The 21,972-nt window shown below is 35.2% G+C and carries 22 protein-coding genes; 18 read left to right on the forward strand and 4 right to left on the reverse strand.

From position 1 onward, the window contains the following. Positions 1-39 precede the first annotated feature (39 nt). Positions 40-867 (reverse strand): non-homologous end joining protein Ku, encoded by an 828-nt coding sequence (gene ku, locus AAFN87_RS01255; RefSeq protein WP_347789173.1) that lies wholly within the window; start codon positions 865-867, stop codon positions 40-42. A 112-nt stretch (positions 868-979) separates the two neighbouring features. Between ku and AAFN87_RS01260 the strand changes: the two genes are divergently transcribed. The 7 genes from AAFN87_RS01260 to AAFN87_RS01290 all read left to right on the forward strand — a co-directional run bounded on the left by AAFN87_RS01260 (position 980) and on the right by AAFN87_RS01290 (position 7,420). Beyond that, on the forward strand, positions 980-2,815 hold the full coding sequence (locus tag AAFN87_RS01260; protein WP_347789174.1) for a DNA ligase D: 1,836 nt from the start codon (positions 980-982) through the stop codon (positions 2,813-2,815). Positions 2,816-2,879: 64 nt separating this feature from the next. Then, positions 2,880-3,305 (forward strand): VOC family protein, encoded by a 426-nt coding sequence (locus AAFN87_RS01265; RefSeq protein WP_347789175.1) that lies wholly within the window; start codon positions 2,880-2,882, stop codon positions 3,303-3,305. Then, positions 3,302-3,679, forward strand: coding sequence for a VOC family protein (locus AAFN87_RS01270; protein WP_347789176.1), 378 nt, complete (start codon positions 3,302-3,304; stop codon positions 3,677-3,679). Before AAFN87_RS01265 ends, AAFN87_RS01270 begins: the two co-directional genes overlap by 4 nt. A 249-nt stretch (positions 3,680-3,928) precedes the next feature. Beyond that, positions 3,929-4,534, forward strand: coding sequence for a DUF5052 family protein (locus AAFN87_RS01275; protein ID WP_347789177.1), 606 nt, complete (start codon positions 3,929-3,931; stop codon positions 4,532-4,534). A gap of 324 nt (positions 4,535-4,858) precedes the next feature. Beyond that, positions 4,859-5,383 (forward strand): D-glycero-alpha-D-manno-heptose-1,7-bisphosphate 7-phosphatase, encoded by a 525-nt coding sequence (locus AAFN87_RS01280; RefSeq protein WP_347789178.1) that lies wholly within the window; start codon positions 4,859-4,861, stop codon positions 5,381-5,383. Positions 5,384-5,435: 52 nt separating this feature from the next. Beyond that, a complete protein-coding gene (locus AAFN87_RS01285; protein WP_347789179.1) occupies positions 5,436-6,902 on the forward strand; it encodes a protein adenylyltransferase SelO in 1,467 nt (488 codons plus the stop codon). 371 nt (positions 6,903-7,273) lie between these two features. Next, positions 7,274-7,420 carry a DUF2639 domain-containing protein gene (locus AAFN87_RS01290; protein WP_347789180.1) on the forward strand — a complete coding sequence of 49 codons (147 nt, stop codon included), beginning with the start codon at positions 7,274-7,276 and terminating at the stop codon, positions 7,418-7,420. A gap of 122 nt (positions 7,421-7,542) precedes the next feature. On the opposite strand, the gene AAFN87_RS01295 is transcribed toward AAFN87_RS01290, so the two are convergent. Next, entirely contained in the window at positions 7,543-8,166 is a 624-nt protein-coding gene (locus AAFN87_RS01295; protein WP_347789181.1) for a hypothetical protein, read from the reverse strand. Positions 8,167-8,457: 291 nt separating this feature from the next. Further along, a complete protein-coding gene (locus tag AAFN87_RS01300) occupies positions 8,458-9,099 on the reverse strand; it encodes a hypothetical protein (RefSeq protein ID WP_347789937.1) in 642 nt (213 codons plus the stop codon). A gap of 203 nt (positions 9,100-9,302) precedes the next feature. On the opposite strand from AAFN87_RS01300, the gene AAFN87_RS01305 reads away from it, so the two are divergent. Genes AAFN87_RS01305 through AAFN87_RS01315 form a run of 3 tightly spaced genes read left to right on the forward strand, consistent with a single transcriptional unit; the run spans position 9,303 to position 13,039 of the window. After that, positions 9,303-10,463 carry an endospore germination permease gene (locus AAFN87_RS01305; RefSeq protein WP_347789182.1) on the forward strand — a complete coding sequence of 387 codons (1,161 nt, stop codon included), beginning with the start codon at positions 9,303-9,305 and terminating at the stop codon, positions 10,461-10,463. After that, positions 10,439-11,884 (forward strand): spore germination protein, encoded by a 1,446-nt coding sequence (locus AAFN87_RS01310; RefSeq protein WP_347789183.1) that lies wholly within the window; start codon positions 10,439-10,441, stop codon positions 11,882-11,884. The genes AAFN87_RS01305 and AAFN87_RS01310 overlap by 25 nt, the downstream gene beginning before the upstream one ends. A 3-nt stretch (positions 11,885-11,887) precedes the next feature. Continuing rightward, positions 11,888-13,039: a Ger(x)C family spore germination protein gene (locus AAFN87_RS01315; protein WP_347789184.1), complete on the forward strand. Its 1,152-nt coding sequence runs from the start codon at positions 11,888-11,890 to the stop codon at positions 13,037-13,039. A 74-nt stretch (positions 13,040-13,113) separates the two neighbouring features. Here AAFN87_RS01315 and AAFN87_RS01320 read toward each other — a convergent pair whose 3' ends face one another. Continuing rightward, on the reverse strand, positions 13,114-13,983 hold the full coding sequence (locus tag AAFN87_RS01320) for a helix-turn-helix domain-containing protein (protein ID WP_347789185.1): 870 nt from the start codon (positions 13,981-13,983) through the stop codon (positions 13,114-13,116). Positions 13,984-14,841: 858 nt separating this feature from the next. Here AAFN87_RS01320 and AAFN87_RS01325 point away from each other — a divergent pair. From AAFN87_RS01325 to AAFN87_RS01360, 8 genes are all read left to right on the forward strand, one after another. Continuing rightward, a complete protein-coding gene (locus AAFN87_RS01325) occupies positions 14,842-15,312 on the forward strand; it encodes a flavin reductase family protein (RefSeq protein WP_347789186.1) in 471 nt (156 codons plus the stop codon). Between the two features lie 23 nt (positions 15,313-15,335). Continuing rightward, the gene (locus AAFN87_RS01330) at positions 15,336-16,811 is read left to right on the forward strand and encodes a 4-hydroxyphenylacetate 3-hydroxylase family protein (RefSeq protein ID WP_347789187.1); all 1,476 of its coding nucleotides are present in this window, start codon (positions 15,336-15,338) and stop codon (positions 16,809-16,811) included. 24 nt (positions 16,812-16,835) lie between these two features. Continuing rightward, a complete protein-coding gene (locus tag AAFN87_RS01335; protein ID WP_347789188.1) occupies positions 16,836-17,588 on the forward strand; it encodes an IclR family transcriptional regulator in 753 nt (250 codons plus the stop codon). A 19-nt stretch (positions 17,589-17,607) separates the two neighbouring features. Next, positions 17,608-18,162 (forward strand): 3-hydroxyanthranilate 3,4-dioxygenase, encoded by a 555-nt coding sequence (locus AAFN87_RS01340; RefSeq protein WP_347789189.1) that lies wholly within the window; start codon positions 17,608-17,610, stop codon positions 18,160-18,162. Continuing rightward, positions 18,153-19,184 (forward strand): amidohydrolase family protein, encoded by a 1,032-nt coding sequence (locus AAFN87_RS01345; protein WP_347789190.1) that lies wholly within the window; start codon positions 18,153-18,155, stop codon positions 19,182-19,184. The genes AAFN87_RS01340 and AAFN87_RS01345 overlap by 10 nt, the downstream gene beginning before the upstream one ends. Beyond that, on the forward strand, positions 19,159-19,620 hold the full coding sequence (locus AAFN87_RS01350; protein ID WP_481886427.1) for a RidA family protein: 462 nt from the start codon (positions 19,159-19,161) through the stop codon (positions 19,618-19,620). Before AAFN87_RS01345 ends, AAFN87_RS01350 begins: the two co-directional genes overlap by 26 nt. 90 nt (positions 19,621-19,710) lie before the next feature. Further along, entirely contained in the window at positions 19,711-21,177 is a 1,467-nt protein-coding gene (locus tag AAFN87_RS01355; RefSeq protein ID WP_347789191.1) for an aldehyde dehydrogenase, read from the forward strand. A 14-nt stretch (positions 21,178-21,191) separates the two neighbouring features. Further along, the gene (locus AAFN87_RS01360) at positions 21,192-21,971 is read left to right on the forward strand and encodes a 2-keto-4-pentenoate hydratase (protein WP_347789192.1); all 780 of its coding nucleotides are present in this window, start codon (positions 21,192-21,194) and stop codon (positions 21,969-21,971) included. Position 21,972 lies beyond the last annotated feature (1 nt).

Genomic DNA, 21,972 nt, shown 5'->3' on the forward strand with positions numbered 1-21,972 from the left:
AAAGGTTCCGTCTGAAAAGGATTTGAGACGGAACCTGTTTTATGCCTTTTTCTTCGTTTTCGTTGTTGTTCTCTTTCTAGTTGCAGGCTTTTTAGTTTTATCTAATGATGCCTGTAACGCTGCCATCAGATCTGTCACATTATCAGGCAGAGGCTTTTTGTCAGTTGCTGTATGTGTAACGGTATTATTAGCTTTCTTTTCTTCAATCAATTCCATTAGTGCAGTTCGATATTCATCTGTGTATTTTGATGGGTCAAATACGGTAGTTAGCTGTTCCACTAACATGAGCGCGGTATCGAGTTCTTTTTGTACGACTATATTGACGTCAGGAATATTTGGCACATCACTAACACTGCGTACTTCATCTGGATAATGGATTGTTTCCATTACTAACGTATCTTTGTACACTCTTACTACAGCTAATTGTTCTTTAGAGCGAATAATAATTTTGGCTACACCGATTTTACCCGATTGTTCTAACGTTTTTCTTAGTAAAGCGTATGCCTTCGCACCTGTCGTATCAGGCGATAAAAAATAAGTTTTCTCGAAATAGATTGGGTCAATTTCTTCTAACTTTACAAAATCAATGATTTCAACAGCTTTATCTTCGTTTTCTTTTCTTAAGTTTTCGATATCTTCGTCATCTAGTACAACAAATTTATTTTTGGAGTATTCATATGCTTTTACGATGTCTTCATCTGTTACTTCTTTATTACAGCCTTCACATACTTTTTTATAGCTGATTGGGGTATTACATTCTTTGTGTAGCTGCCTTAATTTAATGTCTTTACTTTCTGTTGCAGCATGCAGTTTCACAGGTATATTGACAAGACCAAAGCTAATGCTTCCTTTCCAAACAGTATGCATTTCGAACACCTTCTTTTTTCGTTATCAATTTATTATTTAGATATTTGCTTTTTTTATGTATTGGCGATGTAGATTTATCAAAAGATAGGGTTAAAAAGGATGGTTTTGCATAATGAAACCAATGCTTTTAACTGAATCAGCCGAATTGCCAGTAGGGGAAGAATGGATTTTTGAAGTAAAGTATGATGGCTTTCGATGTACTTTAGAATGGGCTATTGGAGAACCTGCTCCCGTTTTGAAAAGTAGAAATGATCATAATCTGAATGATATGTTTCCAGAAATACTTTCGTTTTGTGAACAAATGTATGAACTTATGAAGCCCTTTTTACCTCTTGTGCTGGATGGTGAATTAGTTTATTTAGTAAATAACTATCAAAGTAAATTTTCGGTTGTGCAAAAGAGAGGGCGAATGCGCAATGCCGAAACAATTGCAGCACATGCAAAACAATTTCCATGCCATTACGTCATATTTGATTTGTTATTACTAAAAGGAGAAGAGCAACAAAATCGGTATTTATCTTCTCGAAAACAGTCTTTAATGAAATGGATGAGTGCAGTGAAACTTCCTGCCAGTGTTCAGTATGAAAAACATCAACGCCTCCAAGCAATTGACGTTATTGACAATGGTCAAGCATTAACGTACTTAGTTACATCACATAATGGTGAAGGAATTATTGCCAAGAAAAAATCTAGTAAATGGATCAGTGATATGCGTTCAAAAAGCTGGTTAAAGATTAAATTGTGGAAGTATGTCACAGTAGTGCTTACAAAGTATGATCAAGCGAATGGCTATTTTGTAGGTGGGATTTTTCATGAGGAACAATTTATCGACATTGTAACATTTAGACACGGTATGTCGGATGAGAAATTACGGACAGTTGTTACTTTTTTTCAGTCGAAAGGAAAACAAAATAAAGATTTTTGGGAAATTGAACCGTCTATTTGTGTTGATATTGCCTGTATCGACTTTGATGGTAGTAAATTAAGAGAACCAAGATTTTCTGCGTTTCGGTTTGATGTGGACCCTATGCAATGTACATGGAAGCAAATGCATAGACAGCTTCAACCAATTCCAGAAACTGTGCAAATCACACATCCAGAAAAGCAAGTCTTTCCAGCAATTCACCTATCAAAAGATGATTATTTATTATATTTACAAAACGTGGCGCCAATGATGCTGCCATTTCTAAATAACCGACTTTTAACGGTTATTCGTTATCCACATGGTGTACCAGGTGATAGCTTCTATCAAAAAAATAGCCCAGAAGGTACCCCGGACTTTGTTACAACTTTTCAAGCTAATAAAATCCAATATATTATGTGTAACAATATCGAAACATTATTGTGGCTAGGAAATCAGTTAGCACTAGAGTTTCATATACCATTTCAAAATGTTCAAACTGAAAAACCGATGGAAATTGTATTTGATTTAGATCCTCCGTCAGTGCACGAATTTGGTTTGGCAATTGAGGCTGCTTTGAAAATGAAAGTTATTTTTGATCAGTTTAACATGCAATCATTTGTAAAAACTTCTGGTGGAAAAGGGATGCAAATTTACATTCCTATACCTTTTAATACTTTTTCATATGAGGAAACAGGAGTATTTACAAAATTTGTTTGTGAATTTTTAGTTGAACAATATCCTAATTGGTTCACAATAGAGCGTTTGAAGAAAAACCGAGGGAATAAATTATATTTAGATTATGTTCAACATCGTGAAGGGAAAACGATTATTGCACCTTATTCTGCTAGAGGAAATGAAGGAGGATTAGTAGCAACTCCTTTAATGTGGGAAGAAGTAAATCAAACACTAAAACCTGAAATGTTTACAATACGAACAGTCATGAATCGCATTAATGAAATAGGGAACCCATTCCGAGATTTTAAAGTAGTAGGTGAAAAACAAGACTTTGCAAAAGTACTTCAACAATTAAATGGATTAACATAAAAACCAAAAGGATTTATTAAAGGAAAGGAGAATTTATATAAAAAATATAGTTGGAGGTAGTATTATGATTGAAACATTAGTAAGAATAGGAACAGTTTATATTCCGGTCAGTAATCTCGAGCTTTCATGTGAATGGTATGTAGAAAAGTTAGGAGCAAAGTGTACGTATCAAGACGAAGATAAAGCGATTCTGAATTTAGCTAACATGAGTATATTTCTTGTTAGAGCGATGAAAGAACAAAGTGCAAACTTTATTGATAGTTATGGTAATGAACGCTTTTCGATTACTTTTGAAGTGAATGGAATACAAGCATTGGAAACGATGCATGAGGAATTTATAGCTACCGGAATAACAGCAGGTGACATTGAAGATAGAGGACATAGTGGTCGGAATTTTGTTTTTATGGATTTAGACGGCAATAAATTTGATGTGTGGAGTGAATTAAGTCCTTCTTTTAAAAAACTAATGGAGACTGGAGATACAATATGATTAAACCTTTATTGGACGGAGTAGAGGCTATCTTCATTCCTATTAAAGATCCACATATCTCTGCGAAATGGTATGAGGAAAAGCTGGGATTTACTCTTCTTTACATAGAAGAAAATGCAGCCGTAATGAAAATCAATGAGCATTCTCAAACGGTAGTAACTTTAGTCAAAACGGAAAATCATCTACCCATAATATTTCCAGGAAATCCGTTTGGAGTAGGGAAGTATTTTAACTTTTTATCACAAAATATCGCAGACACTTATAAAAATTTGCTTGAAAACGGTGTGAAGGTCAATGAAATAGGTGGTGAGGGTGATACAAAATTTTTCACTTTCTATGATCCAGATGGAAATCCATTAGGTGTTTGTCAATAAGGTGTTTAAAGGCTGTCCAGAAAACGGAGATTTTCTGAGCAGCCTTTTTTGAGAGCTATATTTTAGTAGATTTTCATGAAATACAAAAAACATACTGCGTGATTTTGTACGCCTGCTGTATTTAAGTCGAATTTTTCTTTATTCGTAGGAGCGTGCCTCTTTATAATTACCATTCATATGAAACTATTTGTCTCTCTCCCCGTATTTATATAGAAAGTATTTAAATACATAGAAGAAAGAGGAATACATATGAAAAGAATCCTTCACCTATTCATACTTGGCGCATTACTTGTTGTTTTATCTGGATGTAATATTTTTTCGTGGGGAGTAGGCAATTTAAAAGAACAGTTCAAGGGAAGAGAAATTACAATTCAAACGTATGATGAAAATAGTCAATTAATAGACCAGATTAAAGGGAAAAGTGTCAGTATAAAAGCAGATGATGAATTTGCACTAAAAGATATTGATGGGAAAACAGTTGAAAAATCTTCCGTTCTAAATATTACTGTTGGTGGGAATCAAATGTTACATGTAGGGAGTAGCTTAATTGCTTATGAAGATGGTTTAACAAACATTTTCGATGAGTATTCAAAATCGGTGGATATACATAGTTTTGATCGCTCTGTCCCATTTGTTAATCGTATGGTTAACGATATGAAAAACTTAACTACAGGTATGGATAAAGTAATTTTAATTCGTTCTCAATCAGGACAGCCACTTGCTACTTTTGCAGGTGATGATGTTAGTTATTTTGCTACTGAAATTGATAAATCGACTGGCCTTTTAATCGATGGCAAGTATTTATTCATTTATCGTTGTGATTATACAATTTATGATACAGCTTTACTTCAATAATATAGAAAGTGTGTTGTTTTACCTTTTATTGTTACATTGCACTAAAAATACGTTGATTTCCGCTACGGCTAACTCGCTTTCCGCAGGCACGGCTTCAACTAATTTATTTCGGCAAGTACCGAAATAAATGGATTTTCAGCTCGTGCATTTCCTGCTCCTGCGGTTACTCGTCGCAAATAAGAATTGCAGGAGTCGAGTTGCCTACGCTCCAATCAACTAACAAATGTCTTATATCAATTATTCTAAAAGAAAATTTATATGGCAACAATATAGCTATGCGTTACGTTTGTTTAATCTAAATTAATTAATAGAGGTGTGACATACATGAACAAAGCTGTATTTTTAGATCGTGATGGTGTCATTAATGAAGTGCTAACAAAGCGTGTAAAGTTTGTTAATAAGCCAGCTGATTTATATTTTTTACCACGTGTTCCAGAGGCAATAAAAAAATTAAATACGTATTTTGATTATATATTTGTCGTAACTAATCAAGGTGGCGTTGGTTTAGGTTTTATGAAGGAAGCACAGTTACAAAAGATTCATGACTATATGATTGCTCAATTAGCCAAAGAAGGTGCGATTATTCATGAAGCAGTCTATTGTCCTCATAAGCCGAAAGCTGGTTGTGCCTGCCGGAAGCCTAGCAGCAAAATGATAATCGATCTCGCTGAAAAGTATAATATTGATTTAGGTAAATCATACATGGTAGGAGATACGGATACAGATATTATTGCAGGAAAAAATGCAGGTGCAAAAGGAGTATTTTTAGGGAAAGATGACCCTCGTGCTGATGCCATTTTCCCTGATTTGTATAGTGCAGTGGATTGGATGATTGTCGATTCTCAATGAAGTATAGTTGCTTCTTTCAGGATATACTATTAAAGAATGAAAGGGGATAAATATGACAAAAAATGAGGCGCCAATCGGGTGGCATATTGATAATAGCTATGCCCGTTTACCTAATTTATTTTATACAAAAATGAACTTAAATCCAGTGTCCTCACCGGAGCTCATTATTCTCAATGAAGAGTTAGCTAAATCATTAGGATTAAATAGTCATGAGCTGAAAACTGAAGAGGGTGTTCAAATACTCGCTGGTAATGAAAGTCCTATTCAGGCTGATCCTCTCGCACAAGCTTATGCAGGACATCAATTCGGTCATTTTACGATGCTAGGAGATGGACGAGCTATTTTATTAGGGGAGCAAATTACCCCTCAGCATGAACGATTTGATATTCAGCTAAAAGGCTCGGGAAGAACACCTTATTCACGTGGAGGAGATGGTCGGGCTGCACTTGGACCGATGCTACGGGAATATATTATTAGTGAAGCTATGTACGGATTGCGTATACCAACTACTAGAAGTTTAGCTGTTGTCACAACTGGTGAAAAGATTCTTCGAGAAACAAAATTAATCGGTGCAATTTTGACACGTGTCGCAAGCAGCCATTTGCGTGTTGGTACATTTCAATATGCTGCACAATGGGGAACTGAAGAGGAACTTCAAGCATTAGCAGATTATACGATAGTACGACATTATCCAACTATAGAAGGTGCACGAAACCAATACCTTCAACTACTACAAGAAGTAATTCAGCGACAGGCTTCACTAGTAGCAAAATGGCAGCTCGTCGGTTTTATTCATGGCGTGATGAATACTGATAATATGACAATTAGTGGAGAAACAATTGATTACGGTCCTTGTGCCTTTATGGACACATATGATCCTGAAACCGTATTTAGTTCCATTGATACTTACGGGCGATATGCATATCAAAATCAACCTCAAATAGCGGGCTGGAATTTAGCAAGATTTGCCGAAAGCTTATTGCCTCTTTTACATGACAATGAAGAGGAAGCTCTAGAGTTAGCGCAAGCTGCTATACAACAATTCCCCGAGCTATATTATACAAATTGGTTAAATGGCATGCGGGCAAAGCTAGGGATTTTTAATGAAGAAATGGAAGATGCACCATTAGTGGAAGAGCTTTTACATTTAATGCATGTACAAAAGGCGGATTATACGAATACTTTTCTTGCGCTGACTTTTAAACAGCAGGAAGACATTACAATGCTTAAAGGTGAAGAATTTAAACAATGGTATCATAAATGGCAAGAAAGATTAACGAGACAACCGCAGTCAAAAGCTGAATCAGTCGACTTAATGAAAAACAATAATCCAGCAGTAATTCCACGTAATCACCGAGTAGAGGAAGCATTGGACGCAGCACAACGAGGTGACTTAACTGTAATGGAGCGCTTATTAGCTGTACTTGCTAATCCATTTGAACACTCAGCAGAACAAGCACAATACGCTACGCTTCCAGCTGCACAAAACTGTCGCTATCAAACGTTTTGTGGAACGTAAATTAGTAGTGGTTAGAAATAACTGATAAAATCTTTAATCAATATTAAAAAATATCAAATTGTCTCATTTGACCAAAATGACATACGACTTAATTTTAAATAAGCGTCAATTGCTTGGAATTTGCTCTTGTAGCACTTATTTATTATTAAGTTGTATATGAATTTCGGTAAATCGGACAAAATGCCTTTCTAATTTAGAAACAAAATTAGAAAGGTATTTTTTAATTGCCCATTTTTTCTGTAACGCATTTTATTACAAGGAATCAACAGATTACAATTAAATATAAAATATAGTACGAGCCGTAATGGTCACTTCTTCCGTTGCATATGATAACAACAGAAAATCAATATGTATGTGGAGGAGACAAGATTATGCACAAGTATTCAAAAGGTTGGTATATTAAACAATTACGAGATAAAGGTATATTAGTTCACCCGCAATTTCGTACACATTTAGGACAATCGAGAACTTCTGAGTTACGAGGTTTATATTTTAGATTAGTAGAAAAGGAAGAATAATGCACTGTGTGGAAATAGCCGTGCCTGCGGAAAGGGAGCACCTGGAACGGAAATCGACGGTTTCTTACTAATTATTCTAAAAGAAAAAAGACCGTAGCAAACTCAAATTTCTATGAGTTTGTCTACGGTCCAGATTTCACAAAATTTTCAACTTCAGATGCCTTTTTACCATTCAATAGATACGTCACACCATATAATTTGCCTTTTCCGTTATGGTTGACTGCAACGTCTATATCATTCACAATCTGCTTCATATATTCGAATGCTTGGCGCGTGAATTCATCAGTCGGTGCCCATTGGTCAACGAGTTCTGTTGATTCCTTCGCCTCACCATTAGGACCTAAATGTACCGTGCGGGCGAATTGCTTATGCGATATATAACTTGTTAGTAAGAACAAATTCGAATGGTCCTTTTCCATCTCATTGCTTGCATTAATCAATTCGTACGGAAATTCCCCCATGACTTTTTCTGCCTTCAAGTAATATTCGAAACCTTCATCGTTGTTCGCTTCCTTTAATTTAGGGTCGTCTAGAGGTTCAGAAAGCATCGCGTTCATTTTAGAAGCCCAATCACCTAATTCACTATACAATTCAGTTTCACGTGCTTCCTTAACGACTTTAAAAAATTGATTATTTCTTGATACCTCTTCATCACCTCCATGTGCGAAACTAATGAATTCACGAATTCCCAAAATTGCAATTATGATAACGATAATAGTAGACCATAGTAAAAATTTTGTTTTCATCCACACCCACCCCTTTACCAATTAAGTGAAGTATAAATAACAAAATTTGGATTTGCAAATAAAGTAGTACGATCTTTTTAATAACCAGTTGCTTGACCGGTTGTTCTATGATCCCCGTCATTTAGCTTTTTGGGGGCGTGGAACTCTAAATAATGAAGATATTGAATGTAATATAAAGACAACTGGCACCTTCTGTTTGATAAACAAACAAAAAGTGCCATTTTTTATTTGAAGATGTAAGTTATTCAGGACCTTAATAGAGTACGTGGATATTTAGTACTCATAAGTTGATCAATAACAACAACATTGGAAAGTAGGATAGAAAAATTGCTTAACGATAGCGGATGCAATCATATCTGACATGGCCATTGCCTCTGCTTCAATTTTATCAAAAACCTCAATATCCGCTTCATAGTTTTTCTGAAGCATATTAACGGCTTCTTCTTTTGTTAATGATAGATGTGAGTAAAACATTTTCTGTAGCTCCTGTTTGTTGATGAACGGGTTAATCGAGCTTAAAAATGCGACAATTTGATCTGCATTTTCATACCATGCTTTTTCCTTTTGCTGCGCTGTTTCATTATCTCCTTTTGCTGCTGCGGTTACTAACTCAGCTGCAATAACTAGATGTTCTTTAATTAATTCCGCATAATGATTTGCTATTTGATCCCCATAAAATGGACGTAGACAATTACCTAAATCCGTAGCATTTTTTAATAATCGTTCTTGAACAAACGGTAAATCGGGTAAGTTAAAAACAATCCCCATAATCGTCATTCTCGTCCAATTGACATGCTCCATCCACAATAATCTATTCATTGCCATAAAATCGGCTTCAGTTTTACTTATACATCGATAATCAGGTAAGTTCGACTGCATGCTTAAAAAGTAGCGTATAGGTGCTGTATATTGTGTGGATAGCGAATTGTACATTAAACTAAGTGGATTTGAGTAATAGTTACTTAGGTAATGATACAAAAAAATTCCTCCTTTTTTCATTAAATGGGCAAAATCTAAACTTTATCATTAGAATATTCGATGTTTATTTAATTTGTAACTTTTGTACATTATTTTTTATAAATCTCCCTACAATTGTCAAAGCTAAATCGTAATAAATAATGTTAGAAGGTTTTATTTTGAAAAATAATGGCTTAATCAGTATTTTACATGTCATTTTACTATGTATTACTTTTATTGGAATAAAAAACCATGTATCAATTCTGCCTGCAATTTTAAATGCCGTTGGAAGAGATGGTTGGATTTCTGTTCTATTGGCAGGTTTATTTACATTCCCTTGGTTTTTTTTGTTAGTTTATATTCACCGCAAAACAAATCAGGAGCCAATTAAAGATTGGCTAAAAAAGAAAATAGGAAAAGTAGGTTCTGCCATTGTACTTTTTATAATAGCCATTTATTTACTTGTTCTAGCGGGGTTTTCAATGCGGGAAACGCTATTATGGGTATCGACAACTTTTTTAACTGAAACACCGATAATAATTCCATTAATCATTTACATTATTCTTTGTATTACGTTAATGGCAACGAATATTCAAACTATTGTAATGGTCAATGTGATGGTTTTGTTAGTATCTGTAATTTTGGGATTCTTTATTTCTTTTGTAAATATTCAAGTGAAGGATTATGAACTATTGCAGCCCTTTTTAGAGCATGGATTTCAACCTGTCTTGTATGGGATGATTTTTCCAGCTTCCGGGTTTGTTGAGCTATTATTACTTTTATTCCTTCAACATAAATTTAAAGACCGAATTAACTGGAAACACTATTCTATTCTATTATTTATTTTTATTGGTCTTACAATTGGACCACTAATTGGTGCGATTGTAGAATTTGGACCAGAGGAAGCTGCAAAACAAAGGTATCCAGCCTACGAGGAATGGGGTTTAGCGACAATTGGTAGTTTTGTTGAGAATATAAGTTTTTTTTCGGTATATCAATGGCTAACAGGAACATTTATTAGAGTTGTGGTTATTTTATATATCGTAGCTGATATTTTAAATATAGCTGAAAACAAAAAAAAGATTTGGACAATGCTTGCACCTCCATTTTTCTTTATCACTTTATCTTTATTTTTAATTAAGGATAAAGTCTTTCTTGAAATTAATGAAAAAGGTTTCTTAAAAATCACTTTTGTTTTCTTTATAATAATTTCTTTCTTTTTGGCGATTGTAGCTATTATGAAAGGAAAAAAAACAATAGATCAAAATTTAATAGAGCAGAATCTCCAAAAAGGCGATGAAAGGGGTGAAGACCAGTGGAATCCACGAACAAAACAATAGATATCAATATAATTAAGCAACTCTTTCAAAAATCAGCAGACATTCAATTTCAGGAATATACCTTTAAAAATAGTAAAGTGTATTTTATTACATGTGAGGCGATGATTGACGGTCAACTATTCAATGAAGTAATCGTTCCTAATATTCAACAATTATGTGAAAGCAATGAGAGTGAATCATTAGAAAAGGCAATTGAATCTGGGTTACACATTCCAGATATTAAAAAAATTGGTGATAAAGAAGAGTTAATAACATCCGTATATAGAGGAAATTTACTCCTTTATTTTGAGGATGAACAGCTTTTATATTCGAGTAATATTTCTAAAAAGCCGAATAGAAATCCTGAGGAAACAAAGTTAGAGGTAATGGTAAAAGGACCAAGGGATAATTTTATTGAAGATATAGCGGTAAATATTGCTTTAATAAGGAAGCGTGCTCCAACGAATTCATTATGTGTTGAAAAAATGGAAATCGGAAAACGTTCGAAAACTTCAGTGGCTATTTTATATTTTGACGACATCGCTAATAAAGATATTTTAAATCAAATAAAAAAACAAATGGCAAATATTGATACAGATATAATAGTTAGTGGTGACTCGTTGATGGAAAGAATTAATAAAGACGCTTCGTTGTTTCCGAGAACGAATTATACAGGAAGAGCAGATTTTGCCTTGCAATCTCTTGTAAGAGGAAGATTTCTAATTTTTGTAGACGGTGTTGCGTATGGTGTGATCGTACCAATCAATTTGTTTTTTTTACTAAAGACAGGTGAAGATAGTGAATATCCACTCGCCTTTAGTTCAGTGGAACGATTATTACGCATTGTAGGTTTATTAATTGGTATGTTGTTACCAGCATTTTGGCTTGCTTTAACGACTTTCCATCAAAATCAATTACCATTACAGTTATTAGCTACTATAGTACTAGCCAACACAGGACTCCCACTACCAACTGCTATGGAAATGTTAATAATGCTCGGAATGTTTGAGTTGTTCCGGGAAGCTGGTTTGCGATTACCGTCAGTAATTGCGGGTACAATAAGTGTTGTAGGTGGATTAATAGTTGGTGATGCAGCAATTCGAGCTGGTATTACTAGTCCGGCAATGGTCGTAATCATTGCCATTTCAACAATTGCAACATTCACACTAGTCAATCAATCCTTAGTGACGGCTGTTAGTTTAGTGCGTGTAATATTTATTTTGATGACTGCTGCTTTAGGTTTATTTGGCTTTTTTATATCAATTTATTTTTTACTCGTTTACTTATCAAGTATAAGAACTTTTGGTGTTCCATATATGGATATTTCAACGGATTTAAAATGGTCTACAATTAGTAAATCCTTATTTCGAATGCCATCAAAAAGTTATAAAGAAAGACCAACCATGTTAAAAACCAAAGATAAAACGAGAAGTAAGGATTGACAGATGAAAAAAAAAATAATAATTATTCTTACGTTGCCTCTAATCATTCTCTCTGGTTGCTGGGATGTAAATGAACCCGAGCGGATGCTTTATGTTCTTGGAATTGGTGTAGATTATAAAGATGATCAATACGAAATATATTCCCAAATTATTGACTTTACTAATGTAGCAAAATCAGAACAGCCCCCAAATCAAGAGGCCATTCAAGCTGAAGTTGGCCTTGCTACAGGAAGAAATATAGATGAGGCTTATTTTAATTTGTATCATTCGATGGATCAAAAATTATTTTGGGGTCATTTTTCGTATATCGTTTTCTCTGAAGAAGTATTAAAAAATGAGCGTGTGAACCCAATAATAACTAGCTTCATGCAATTTTATAATACGAGATATCAAACTTGGATATACAGTACAGAAGATGACGTAAAAGATGTAATGTTAGCAAAACCAATTATCAATAAATCGATTACTTTATCGAAATTATCTGACCCCATGAATTCTTATAAACAAGAGTCCTTTATTGAACCAATTAATTTTCGGAAAATGATTTTGCGATTAAATGAACCGGGACATGAAGTGAATATTCCGTATGTTAAAATTTCTGAAAATTGGGAATCGGTAAAGGGTGCACAGAAAGTTACACATATAGAAGGCGTAGGTATACTTTCTAAAGAAGAGTTTAAAGGGTTTATTAAAAAGGATAAAGCTAAAGGATTACAATGGATGACAGATGATACAAAAAGAGGGGAAATTACGATTCACCATGAAGAAGCCGGTCTTCTTACAGTAATACTCGAAAAAATAAGGGTGAAAGTAAAGCCGATAGTAGACGGTGAAAGTGTACAGTTTGATATTGATTTTAAAGCGAATGCAGTATTAAGTGGCTTTTCTGGAGAAGTTACAAATAAAATAATTAGAGAAGCAGTTGAAAAAGCGATAAAAAGGGATATTGAAGACACTTATGAAGAGGCATTGAAAATGGGAGCTGATGTTTACCGTTTATCTGAAATTGTCTATCGTAAAGAATTGAAGACCTGGAAGAAGATTCAGGAAAATGGTCTAATTCCTTTAACGGAAGATTCCATTCGAAATATTGAGGTTCATCTTGAAGAGATTAGTTCGGGTAGAAAGTCATTTAAGGAGTCGATTAATAAATAATGTCAGCAATGTTAGTTTTATCTTATCTCACTATAATTAATAGGAAGAAAACGCACTAATTTCTATCAGAGAAATTAGTGCGTTTTTTGTTCGTGTTTTTTAATGGTCTCCTCTAAGTAATTACTATGGAGAGTATAGTTCCCGTGCGATTCTGTAATTTGTAAAAAAGATAAAAAATTATTACAAATGTTGATTCCTTCTTCATGATTACCACTAGAAATAAGTAGAATACCATGCCAAAATTTACAGAGCATTTTTTCTAATATAAATTGCTCAGAAGGCTTTGAGTTATTAATCATATTTAAAAAATATTGTGCATCATCAAATCGACCTTTTTTGATGCAAATTCTAATCGTATTAAAAATAACACCATACATATCACGGCGATAATTAAGTAAGCGTGTATACAAATGCCCTTTATTAAAAATTTCCTTAGATAATAAGATGACTGAGTCAACAGGTAAAATATGCAGTGAATTTCCATATAGAGTTATTTCATAATCATGCCAGTATTCAACTGACCACAAATAATTTGTTAAATACTCGATATCTCCTATATCGACAGGCTCTCCTGTTAAATCCGCTAAAATTGATTTAATCATTATAATATTTAGCCGTGAATCTATTAAGTCGTCAGAGTTTTCTATTTCTTGGTTAAGCCTATTTTTTATTGCCTCAACATTACCTTGTGTATACTGCTGTCTTAATAAAGCTACAAATTCTTTAAAATTATCTCTTGTATATTGATTATGTATATACATGAATTCATTTAATGTAACATTAATTCGTTGTAATAATTTATTGAAATTTGGGAAAGTAAGTTCACATTCATTTCGTTCAAACTTGGATAATAAAGAAACGGATGTAATTCCTTGTGTAACATATTTTAATGTCATTCCCTTGTACGTTCTTAATTGCCGAAAAGTCTCACCGAAATGCTCCATAATAACCTCCTATTATTCTAGGGTATTGTTACTACTAAAATAACATAAATTAATTAAAATTATAATATATGAAAAAAATTTTTATATTTAAGATATTAATGTATTATTAACTTATAAATGGTAACGTTCGAAAAAGAGAAATGATTGTTTTTTCAAAGGAGCATTACTTTATTTAATTTTGTCAAATTAATAACAAATGAAAAGGAGGAAAACTATATGAAACACATTAAAAAAATATTTATGACTGCAGTAGTAATTTACATTGTAGGCGGCGATGATATTATCGATGGACTATCTTTATTTAATGGCACTTTCTAATTCATAGGAACCCTCCCTAACTAAAGCCCATGTAGATTACATTTAAATGTGATCTACATGGGCTTTGTTTATGTTCAGGGGACTATTTCAGTTATTAAAGGAATCTCTTAATTTTGGATTTTTATTAGTAAAATAATCTATCATTTTCACCCAAAATATAGCACTTTCACTTTTATTCAGTTTTACAATACTCCGTTATGTGAGTTTTGGCGAATTGAACTATTAGTGGAAGTGCTTTTTTTTATCTATTAGAGTCTTTGGATAAGTTATTTTACTTACTCGAAATATAAAAAATTTTGTTTTGAAAATAGAGTGTTTTGGTATTTTCTTAATCAATAATTCATAGATATAAATAAGGATTTATATTTGAAAAATAGATTTGAATATTGCAACATAGAGTGAAATATATATATAAACTTCAAAATTCGAATTATTTAGAAAAATTTTTATAAGATTTCACTATTTGAAATTTCAGGCATTTTTAAATTGAAAAACATTGCTATTATCTGTGTAACAAATTGAAAAGGAGGTGTGAGTATAGTGGATATAAAATTGTTAAGACAAACTTTCGGTAAGTTCGCAACTGGTGTAACAGTAGTTACTTGGTACGACGAGACTGGTATTAATGGGATTACTGTAAATTCATTTACTTCCGTTTCTTTAGAGCCTGCTTTAGCTTTAGTGTCAATTGATAAAAAAGCAAATTCACTTACTCAAATGCAGGATAGGGCATTTACAATAAATATTTTGTCCGATGAACAAGAAAGCATAGCGTGGCAATTTGCTGGGCGTCCTCAAACAGGTATTGACATAGGTTGGATTACTTCAGGTATTGCACCAAAAATTGAAGGAGCAGCTGCTTATATTGAATGTAAGCCTTGGAAAGAAGTAGATGCAGGTGACCACGTATTATTTATTGGAGAAATTATACATTTTGAAAGAACTGATAAGGAAGGCCTAACATTTTATGAAGGCAAAATGGGTTCAACAAAACAATTAATCCAACTATAGATTCCAAAAGTGAGGGAGAAGAAATGGGCATTCGTACTGGAGAACAATATATTAATGGATTGAAATCTAGAAAACCTGAAGTTTGGTTGAATGGGAGATTAGTAGAAAGTATTGTTGATGAGCCTTATTTTCAACAACCTATTTTAGAAATTGCAAAACTTTATGACATGCAACATGATAAGGAATTTCAAGATGAACTTACACATATTTGCGAAGAAACTGGGGAACGTGTAGCAAATTCATTTCTTTTCGCAAGAACGTATGAAGATATTATGCAACGTAGTAAGGCGTTTGAAATTGTTGCTCGTCAAACATATGGGTTAATGGGGAGAACACCTGATTTTTTAAATACAGTTGTGACTTCTTTAGCGCAAAACTCTTGGTTTTTAGAACAATACAATAAAGATTGGGCAACGAATATTGAAGATTATTATCGTCATTTACGAGATAACGATATTTTTCTTACTCACGCCATTGTTAATCCACAAAATGATCGTAGTAAAACGTCACATGAGCAATCTGACACATTTACACATTTAGGAGTAGTGAAGGAAACACCAGAAGGAATTATTGTCAGAGGGGCTAAAATGTTAGCTACGTTAGCAGCATTAACGGATGAAGTAATTATATATTCTTTCCCAGGCTTTGCTCCTGGCGATGAGCGATATGCGTTAGCGTTTGCTGTACCAGTTGATGTTGCTGGTTTAAAAATCATTTGCCGCGAGCCTGTACAAGATGGAACGCGCTCTACATTCGATCATCCACTCGCGTCGCGTTATGAAGAAATGGATGCGCTCCTAATTTTTGAAGATGTTCTCGTTCCTTGGGATAAAGTCTTTTTATACAACAATGTGGAGGCAGCCAATTTACTATATCCGATGACAGGTATCGCTGAACAACCAGCCCACCAATCGGGTGTACGAGGTTATATAAAGCTAGCATTTGCTGTAGAAGTAGCTTGTAAAGTGGCTGATTCAATAGGTGTCGATCAGTTTTTAAATGTACAACGTGATTTAGGGGAACTAGTGCAATCAGTGGAAGTAATTCGGGCATTGCTACGTACAGCAGAGCGTGAATTTACGGTTACACCGCAAGGAGAAGCACGTTTAAATCCTGTAGCATTAGAAACAATTCGGGGGATGATGCCGGAAATGTACCCTCGTGCAATCGAGGTGATGCAAACGATTGGTGCAGGTGGACTTTTAATGATGCCAACAGAAGCAGACCTTTATCATCCTGATTTAAAAGAAAGTATTAATCGCCATTACGGTGGTCGTGCTGGTGTAAATGCCGAACAACGTATCCAAATCTTTAAGCTTGCTTGGGATTTATGTGGAGAGGCGTTTGGTATGCGTGCATTACAATATGAGCGCTATTATACGGGCGATCCAATTCGTAAACGTGCAATTTTTTATAATAAATTTAAGAAAACGCATACATTTGAGCTAGTTGAATCGATTTTAAATAAAGAGCAAGAAAATGCTAAACAACCAATCTAACAAAATTTGATAGGAGTGGGGCAATTGATCGCATCAGTTTCAAAAATTGCAAGCATTATCGAGTTGCTTTCTGTTGGAGAGCCTTCATTAAGTAATAAAGAAATTGCAGATAAATTGAACTTACCACCAAGCTCCGTCCATCATTTTTTGAAGGCAATGTGTCATGAAAATATATTAATACAAGGCAGTGATAAACGTTACCGGCTCGGGTGGAAGATTTTGGAGTGGAGTAATAATGTCATGTACCTTCAAGAAATTAATATAGAAGCAGCACCTATTATTAGCAAACTAGTAACGAGATTTAAAGGGACATCTCATATTGGCATGTTTGACGATGGAGAAATTCGTTTTATTTTTAAAACGATGTCACCACATGTAGATGTAGTGCCAACGATTGTAGGGATGACAAGATTTCCTGCTTATTCAACGAGCATTGGGAAAGTGCTACTTGCATTTAATAAAGGCTTTGTAATGCCAATGCTAGCTAAAGGGATGATTAAAGCAACGCAAAATACAATTACATCATTAGCTGAATTAGAAGAAGATTTAAAGCTTATTCGGATGAGAGGCTACGCCATTTGTGATGTGGAAAATGAAACACACACATACGGTATTGCAGCCCCGATAAAAACTTATAATGGGCAAGTCGTTGCTGCGTTAAATTTAGTTGGTGATAAAGAGTATATGAAAAAAGAAAAAGCGGCCATCATTCGGGAAGTTGTACATTGTGCGGATTTAATTTCGCGCCAGTTAGGATATATGACAATCAATTATTAAAAATTCGGAGGGATTTTGTATGTCAAATCAAACATCAGTAAGTAAATTACAAGCTCGTTCTCAAAACATTTTAAAAATCATTGAGGACAATAAAGATTTATTAAAGCCACCTGTGAACAATAAAGTGCTATGGGAAGACTCGGAGTTTTTAATTATGTTAATCGGTGGACCTAATGCTCGCCGTGAGTTCCATGTTGACCCTTCAGATGAGCTATTTTATCAAATTAAAGGCTCTTGTTATGTGGAAGTTATTAATGATGAAGGGAAACGAGAAGTAGTAGAAGTAAAAGAAGGCGAAATGTTTATGCTACCGGCCAATGTACCACATTCACCACACCGTGTGGCAGATACGTATGGCATCGTAGTAGAACGTAAACGCAAACAAGGCGAGCTTGAAGATTTAGTATGGCTATGTAGCGAGTGTGATCACGAGTTACACAAAGTAACATTACAAGTGACGGATATCGGTAAGCAAATTGGTGAAGGTATTGCTCACTTTAATGCTTCTGAAGATTTACGTACATGTGACAATTGTGGTCATGTTATGCCTGAAACAGTGAGTGAGTGGAAATGAGAATTGACTTCCATACACACATCTATCCAGAGAATTTACCGAATCTTGCGAAAAAATACGGGAATGATCGTTGGCCCGTTTTAGAAAATAAGTGCTCATGTGGCGCGGACATTATGGTGAGTGGCAACGTATTTAGAAAGGTAGATGCAAACGTATGGGATGCTGAAAAGCGGATTCAGGATATGGAAAAGGAAAATGTTGATATGCAAGTGCTTTCGCCAGTTCCTGTAACGTTTTCTTATTGGGCGCCTGCAGAACAAGCTCTCGAATTAGCGCAATACCAAAATGATTTTATAGCGAAAATAGTAAACGAATATCCAAATAAATTTATCGGGCTAGGAACAGTGCCGATGCAAAATACGGAAGTAGCCGTTGCCGAGCTTATAAGATGTAAGGACATAGGCTTATCAGGTATTGAAATCGGGACGAATGTGAACGGTGAAAATTTAGATAATGAACTATTTTTACCATTTTTCCAAGCAGCAGAGCAATACGAAATGCCACTGTTCATTCATCCGTGGGAGACAATGGCTAAAGATCGTACACCTCGCCACAATTTCATGTATACAGTAGGAATGCCGAGTGAGACGGCGTTAGCTGCAGCGAGTCTTGTATGGAGTGGCGTAATGGAAAAATGCCCAAACTTAAAGATTTGCTTTGCACATGGGGGCGGTTCATTCCCTTATATATTGCCGAGATTAGATCAAGGGTGGGAAGTTTGGCCACATATTCGTCAAACAGAGCACCCGCCTAGCTACTATACTAAAAACTTCTATTTTGATTCATTAGTGTATGAGCCACAAAATTTGCGTTATTTAATTGAACGGTTTGGTATAGACAAAATTATTATGGGCTCAGATTATCCATTTTTATTACGAGAAATTGATCCTGGAAAAGTGGTAGATGAACTAGAGCAATTAACTCAAGCTGAGCGAGATGCTATTTTAGGTGGCAATGCTATGTCCTTTTTAAATGTTGAAAGGAGTGCAGTTGTTCATGGTGAATCAGCTAAAGACTCCTGAAGAAAGATTGCGGGAATTAGGCATTGAGCTTGGACAGCCACGCCAAGCTGTAGGAAATTATGTTAGCTGTGTAAGGACAGGAAACTTAATTTTTACATCTGGCCAAGGTGTGGATCAATACAAAGGAAAGCTAGGAATTGATTTAACAGTTGAGGATGGCTATGCCGCTTGTCGAGAGTCGATGATCAATTTATTGACAGTGTTAAAAGCGGAGCTAGGCGATCTATCAAAAGTTAAACGTATTGTGAAAATTTTAGGCATGGTGAACTCCGCAACGGATTTTACAGACCAACCGAAAGTGATGAACGGAGCATCCGACTTACTCGTTGAAGTTTTTGGTGAACGAGGTAAGCATGCACGTTCAGCTGTTGGAATGGCTCAATTGCCAAATAATACAGCGATTGAAATTGAAATGATTGTTGAAATAGAAGACTAAAAAGATTAACGACTTTAAGAAGAACGAACGAAAATATACGCTTCGATTTCTTAAGGTCGTTCTTATTATCTTTAAGGGAGTGAAAGGTGGATGCAGGACTTATTATCATCAACTAAAAGCATCAACTGCCGAAATTTCATCAATGGAAAATTTATTGATGAAGTGGAAGAAAGGAAGTTTGCGAATATTAATCCAGCAACTGAGGAAGAAATCGGTTGGGTAGCAGAAGCAACGAAACAACAAGTTGATGAAGCTGTTGCAGCTGCAAAGCAAGCTTTACAGGGACCGTGGGGCAAATTTACTGTAAAGCAGCGCTCAAACATACTGCGTCGTATAGGAGACTTAATTCTTGAAAACGTAGAAGAGTTAGCGGCACTAGAGGCAACGGATACTGGAAAACCATACTTATTAGCTTTAGAAATGGATATTAAACGAGCTGCACATAACTTTCATTTTTTTGCCGACTATGTGACTTCATTAAGTAATGATTCCTACAACCAAGATAATATTGCGCTTCATTACACAGTGACGCGACCAGTCGGTGTAGTAGCTATGATTAACCCGTGGAATTTACCACTGTTATTACTCACTTGGAAATTAGCACCGTGTTTAGCAGCAGGATGTACGGCAGTAATGAAACCAGCTGAGCTTACTCCAATGACAGCGACCCGTCTTGTAGAGCTGTGTCAAGAAGCGGGCTTGCCAGAAGGTGTTGTGAATTTAGTCCATGGATTTGGAGCGGATTCTGCCGGCGCATTTTTATCAGAACATCCTAATGTAGATGCGATTACCTTCACAGGTGAAACGAAAACTGGCACAACGATTATGAAAGCAGCAGCCCCTACATTAAAGAAAGTGTCATTCGAATTAGGAGGAAAAAACCCGAATATCATTTTTGCGGACTCGGATTTAGATGAAGTAATTGACACGACTTTGAAATCGAGCTTTATGAATCAAGGGCAAGTTTGCTTGTGCGGATCACGAATTTATGTAGAACGTTCAGTTTATGACACTTTTTTAGAAAAGTTTGTTGAAAGAACAAAAGAATTAAAGATTGGAAACCCTTTTAATGAGGCGACCGATATTGGGGCTGTAATAGGTAAAGAACATTATGAAAAAGTATTAAGTTATATCGAGCTAGCGCAAGAAGAAGATGGTCACATTTTAACAGGTGGAGGACGACCTGCCTCAATACCAAAGGGTTACTTTATTGAGCCTACGATTATTACAGGCCTCACTCAGCAATCTCGCTGTGTGCAAGAGGAGATTTTTGGTCCCGTTGTAGCGGTCCTACCTTTTGACAGTGAAGAAGAAGTGTTAGCTTATGCCAATGATACTAAATACGGTCTAGGAGCAACGATTTGGACAAATGATTTGCGCCGGGCACATCGAGTAGCTGCACAAATAGAATCAGGCATTGTATGGGTAAATACTTGGTACCTCCGTGATCTTCGTACACCTTTTGGAGGTATGAAGCATAGCGGTATTGGACGCGAAGGAGGCTCTCATAGCTTCGAATTCTATTGTGAAGTATCGAATGTAACAATCAAACTATAAGAGGGGCGATAGGAATGATCGTAAATTTAATAGAGTGGTCAGATAAACTATTAGAAGCGGAACGAAACCGTGCAGGAATGCCACCAATTACAGAATCAATAAAGGATTTGTCTATTAAGGATGCCTATTTAATTCAATTAGAAATTGTCAATGAAAAACTATCGCAAGGGCATTCGATTACCGGTAAAAAAATCGGCCTAACTTCAGAAGCGATGCAAAAATTATTGAAAGTAAATGAGCCCGATTATGGTCATCTGTTATCGAATATGGAAATTACAAATGGCCAAACGGAGCGCGCGGATTATTTAAAACCTCGGGTAGAGGCGGAGATAGCATTTGTATTAAAAAAACCTTTAAAAGGGCCCAATGTAACAGTAGATGATGTGTTAGATGCTACTGATTACGTTGTTGGAAGTATAGAAGTTGTGGATAGCCGAATAGAAAACTGGCAAATCAAATTACTAGACACAATTGCAGATAATGCATCCTCAGCGAAGTATTTACTTGGGAATGTGAAACACCAAATTGAGGAAGTAAATTTACGAGAAATTGAAATGTCCCTTTATAAAAATGGAGAACAAATGAATACCGGAAAAGGCAGTGATGTTTTAGGAGACCCTGCTGCTTGTGTAGCATGGCTTGTGAATCGCCTAGCTGATTTTAATATCGGCATTGAAGCTGGGGAAGTTGTGTTATCAGGGGCATTATCAGCTGCGCTTGATGCAGAGCAAGGGGATATCTTTGTTGCAGATTTTGGTGAAGCATTTGACAAAATCGAATTACATTTCGTATAAA

The sequence above is a fragment of the Solibacillus sp. CAU 1738 genome (genome assembly GCF_039888725.1).
In the GTDB taxonomy this organism is placed as follows: Bacteria; Bacillota; Bacilli; order Bacillales_A; family Planococcaceae; genus Metasolibacillus.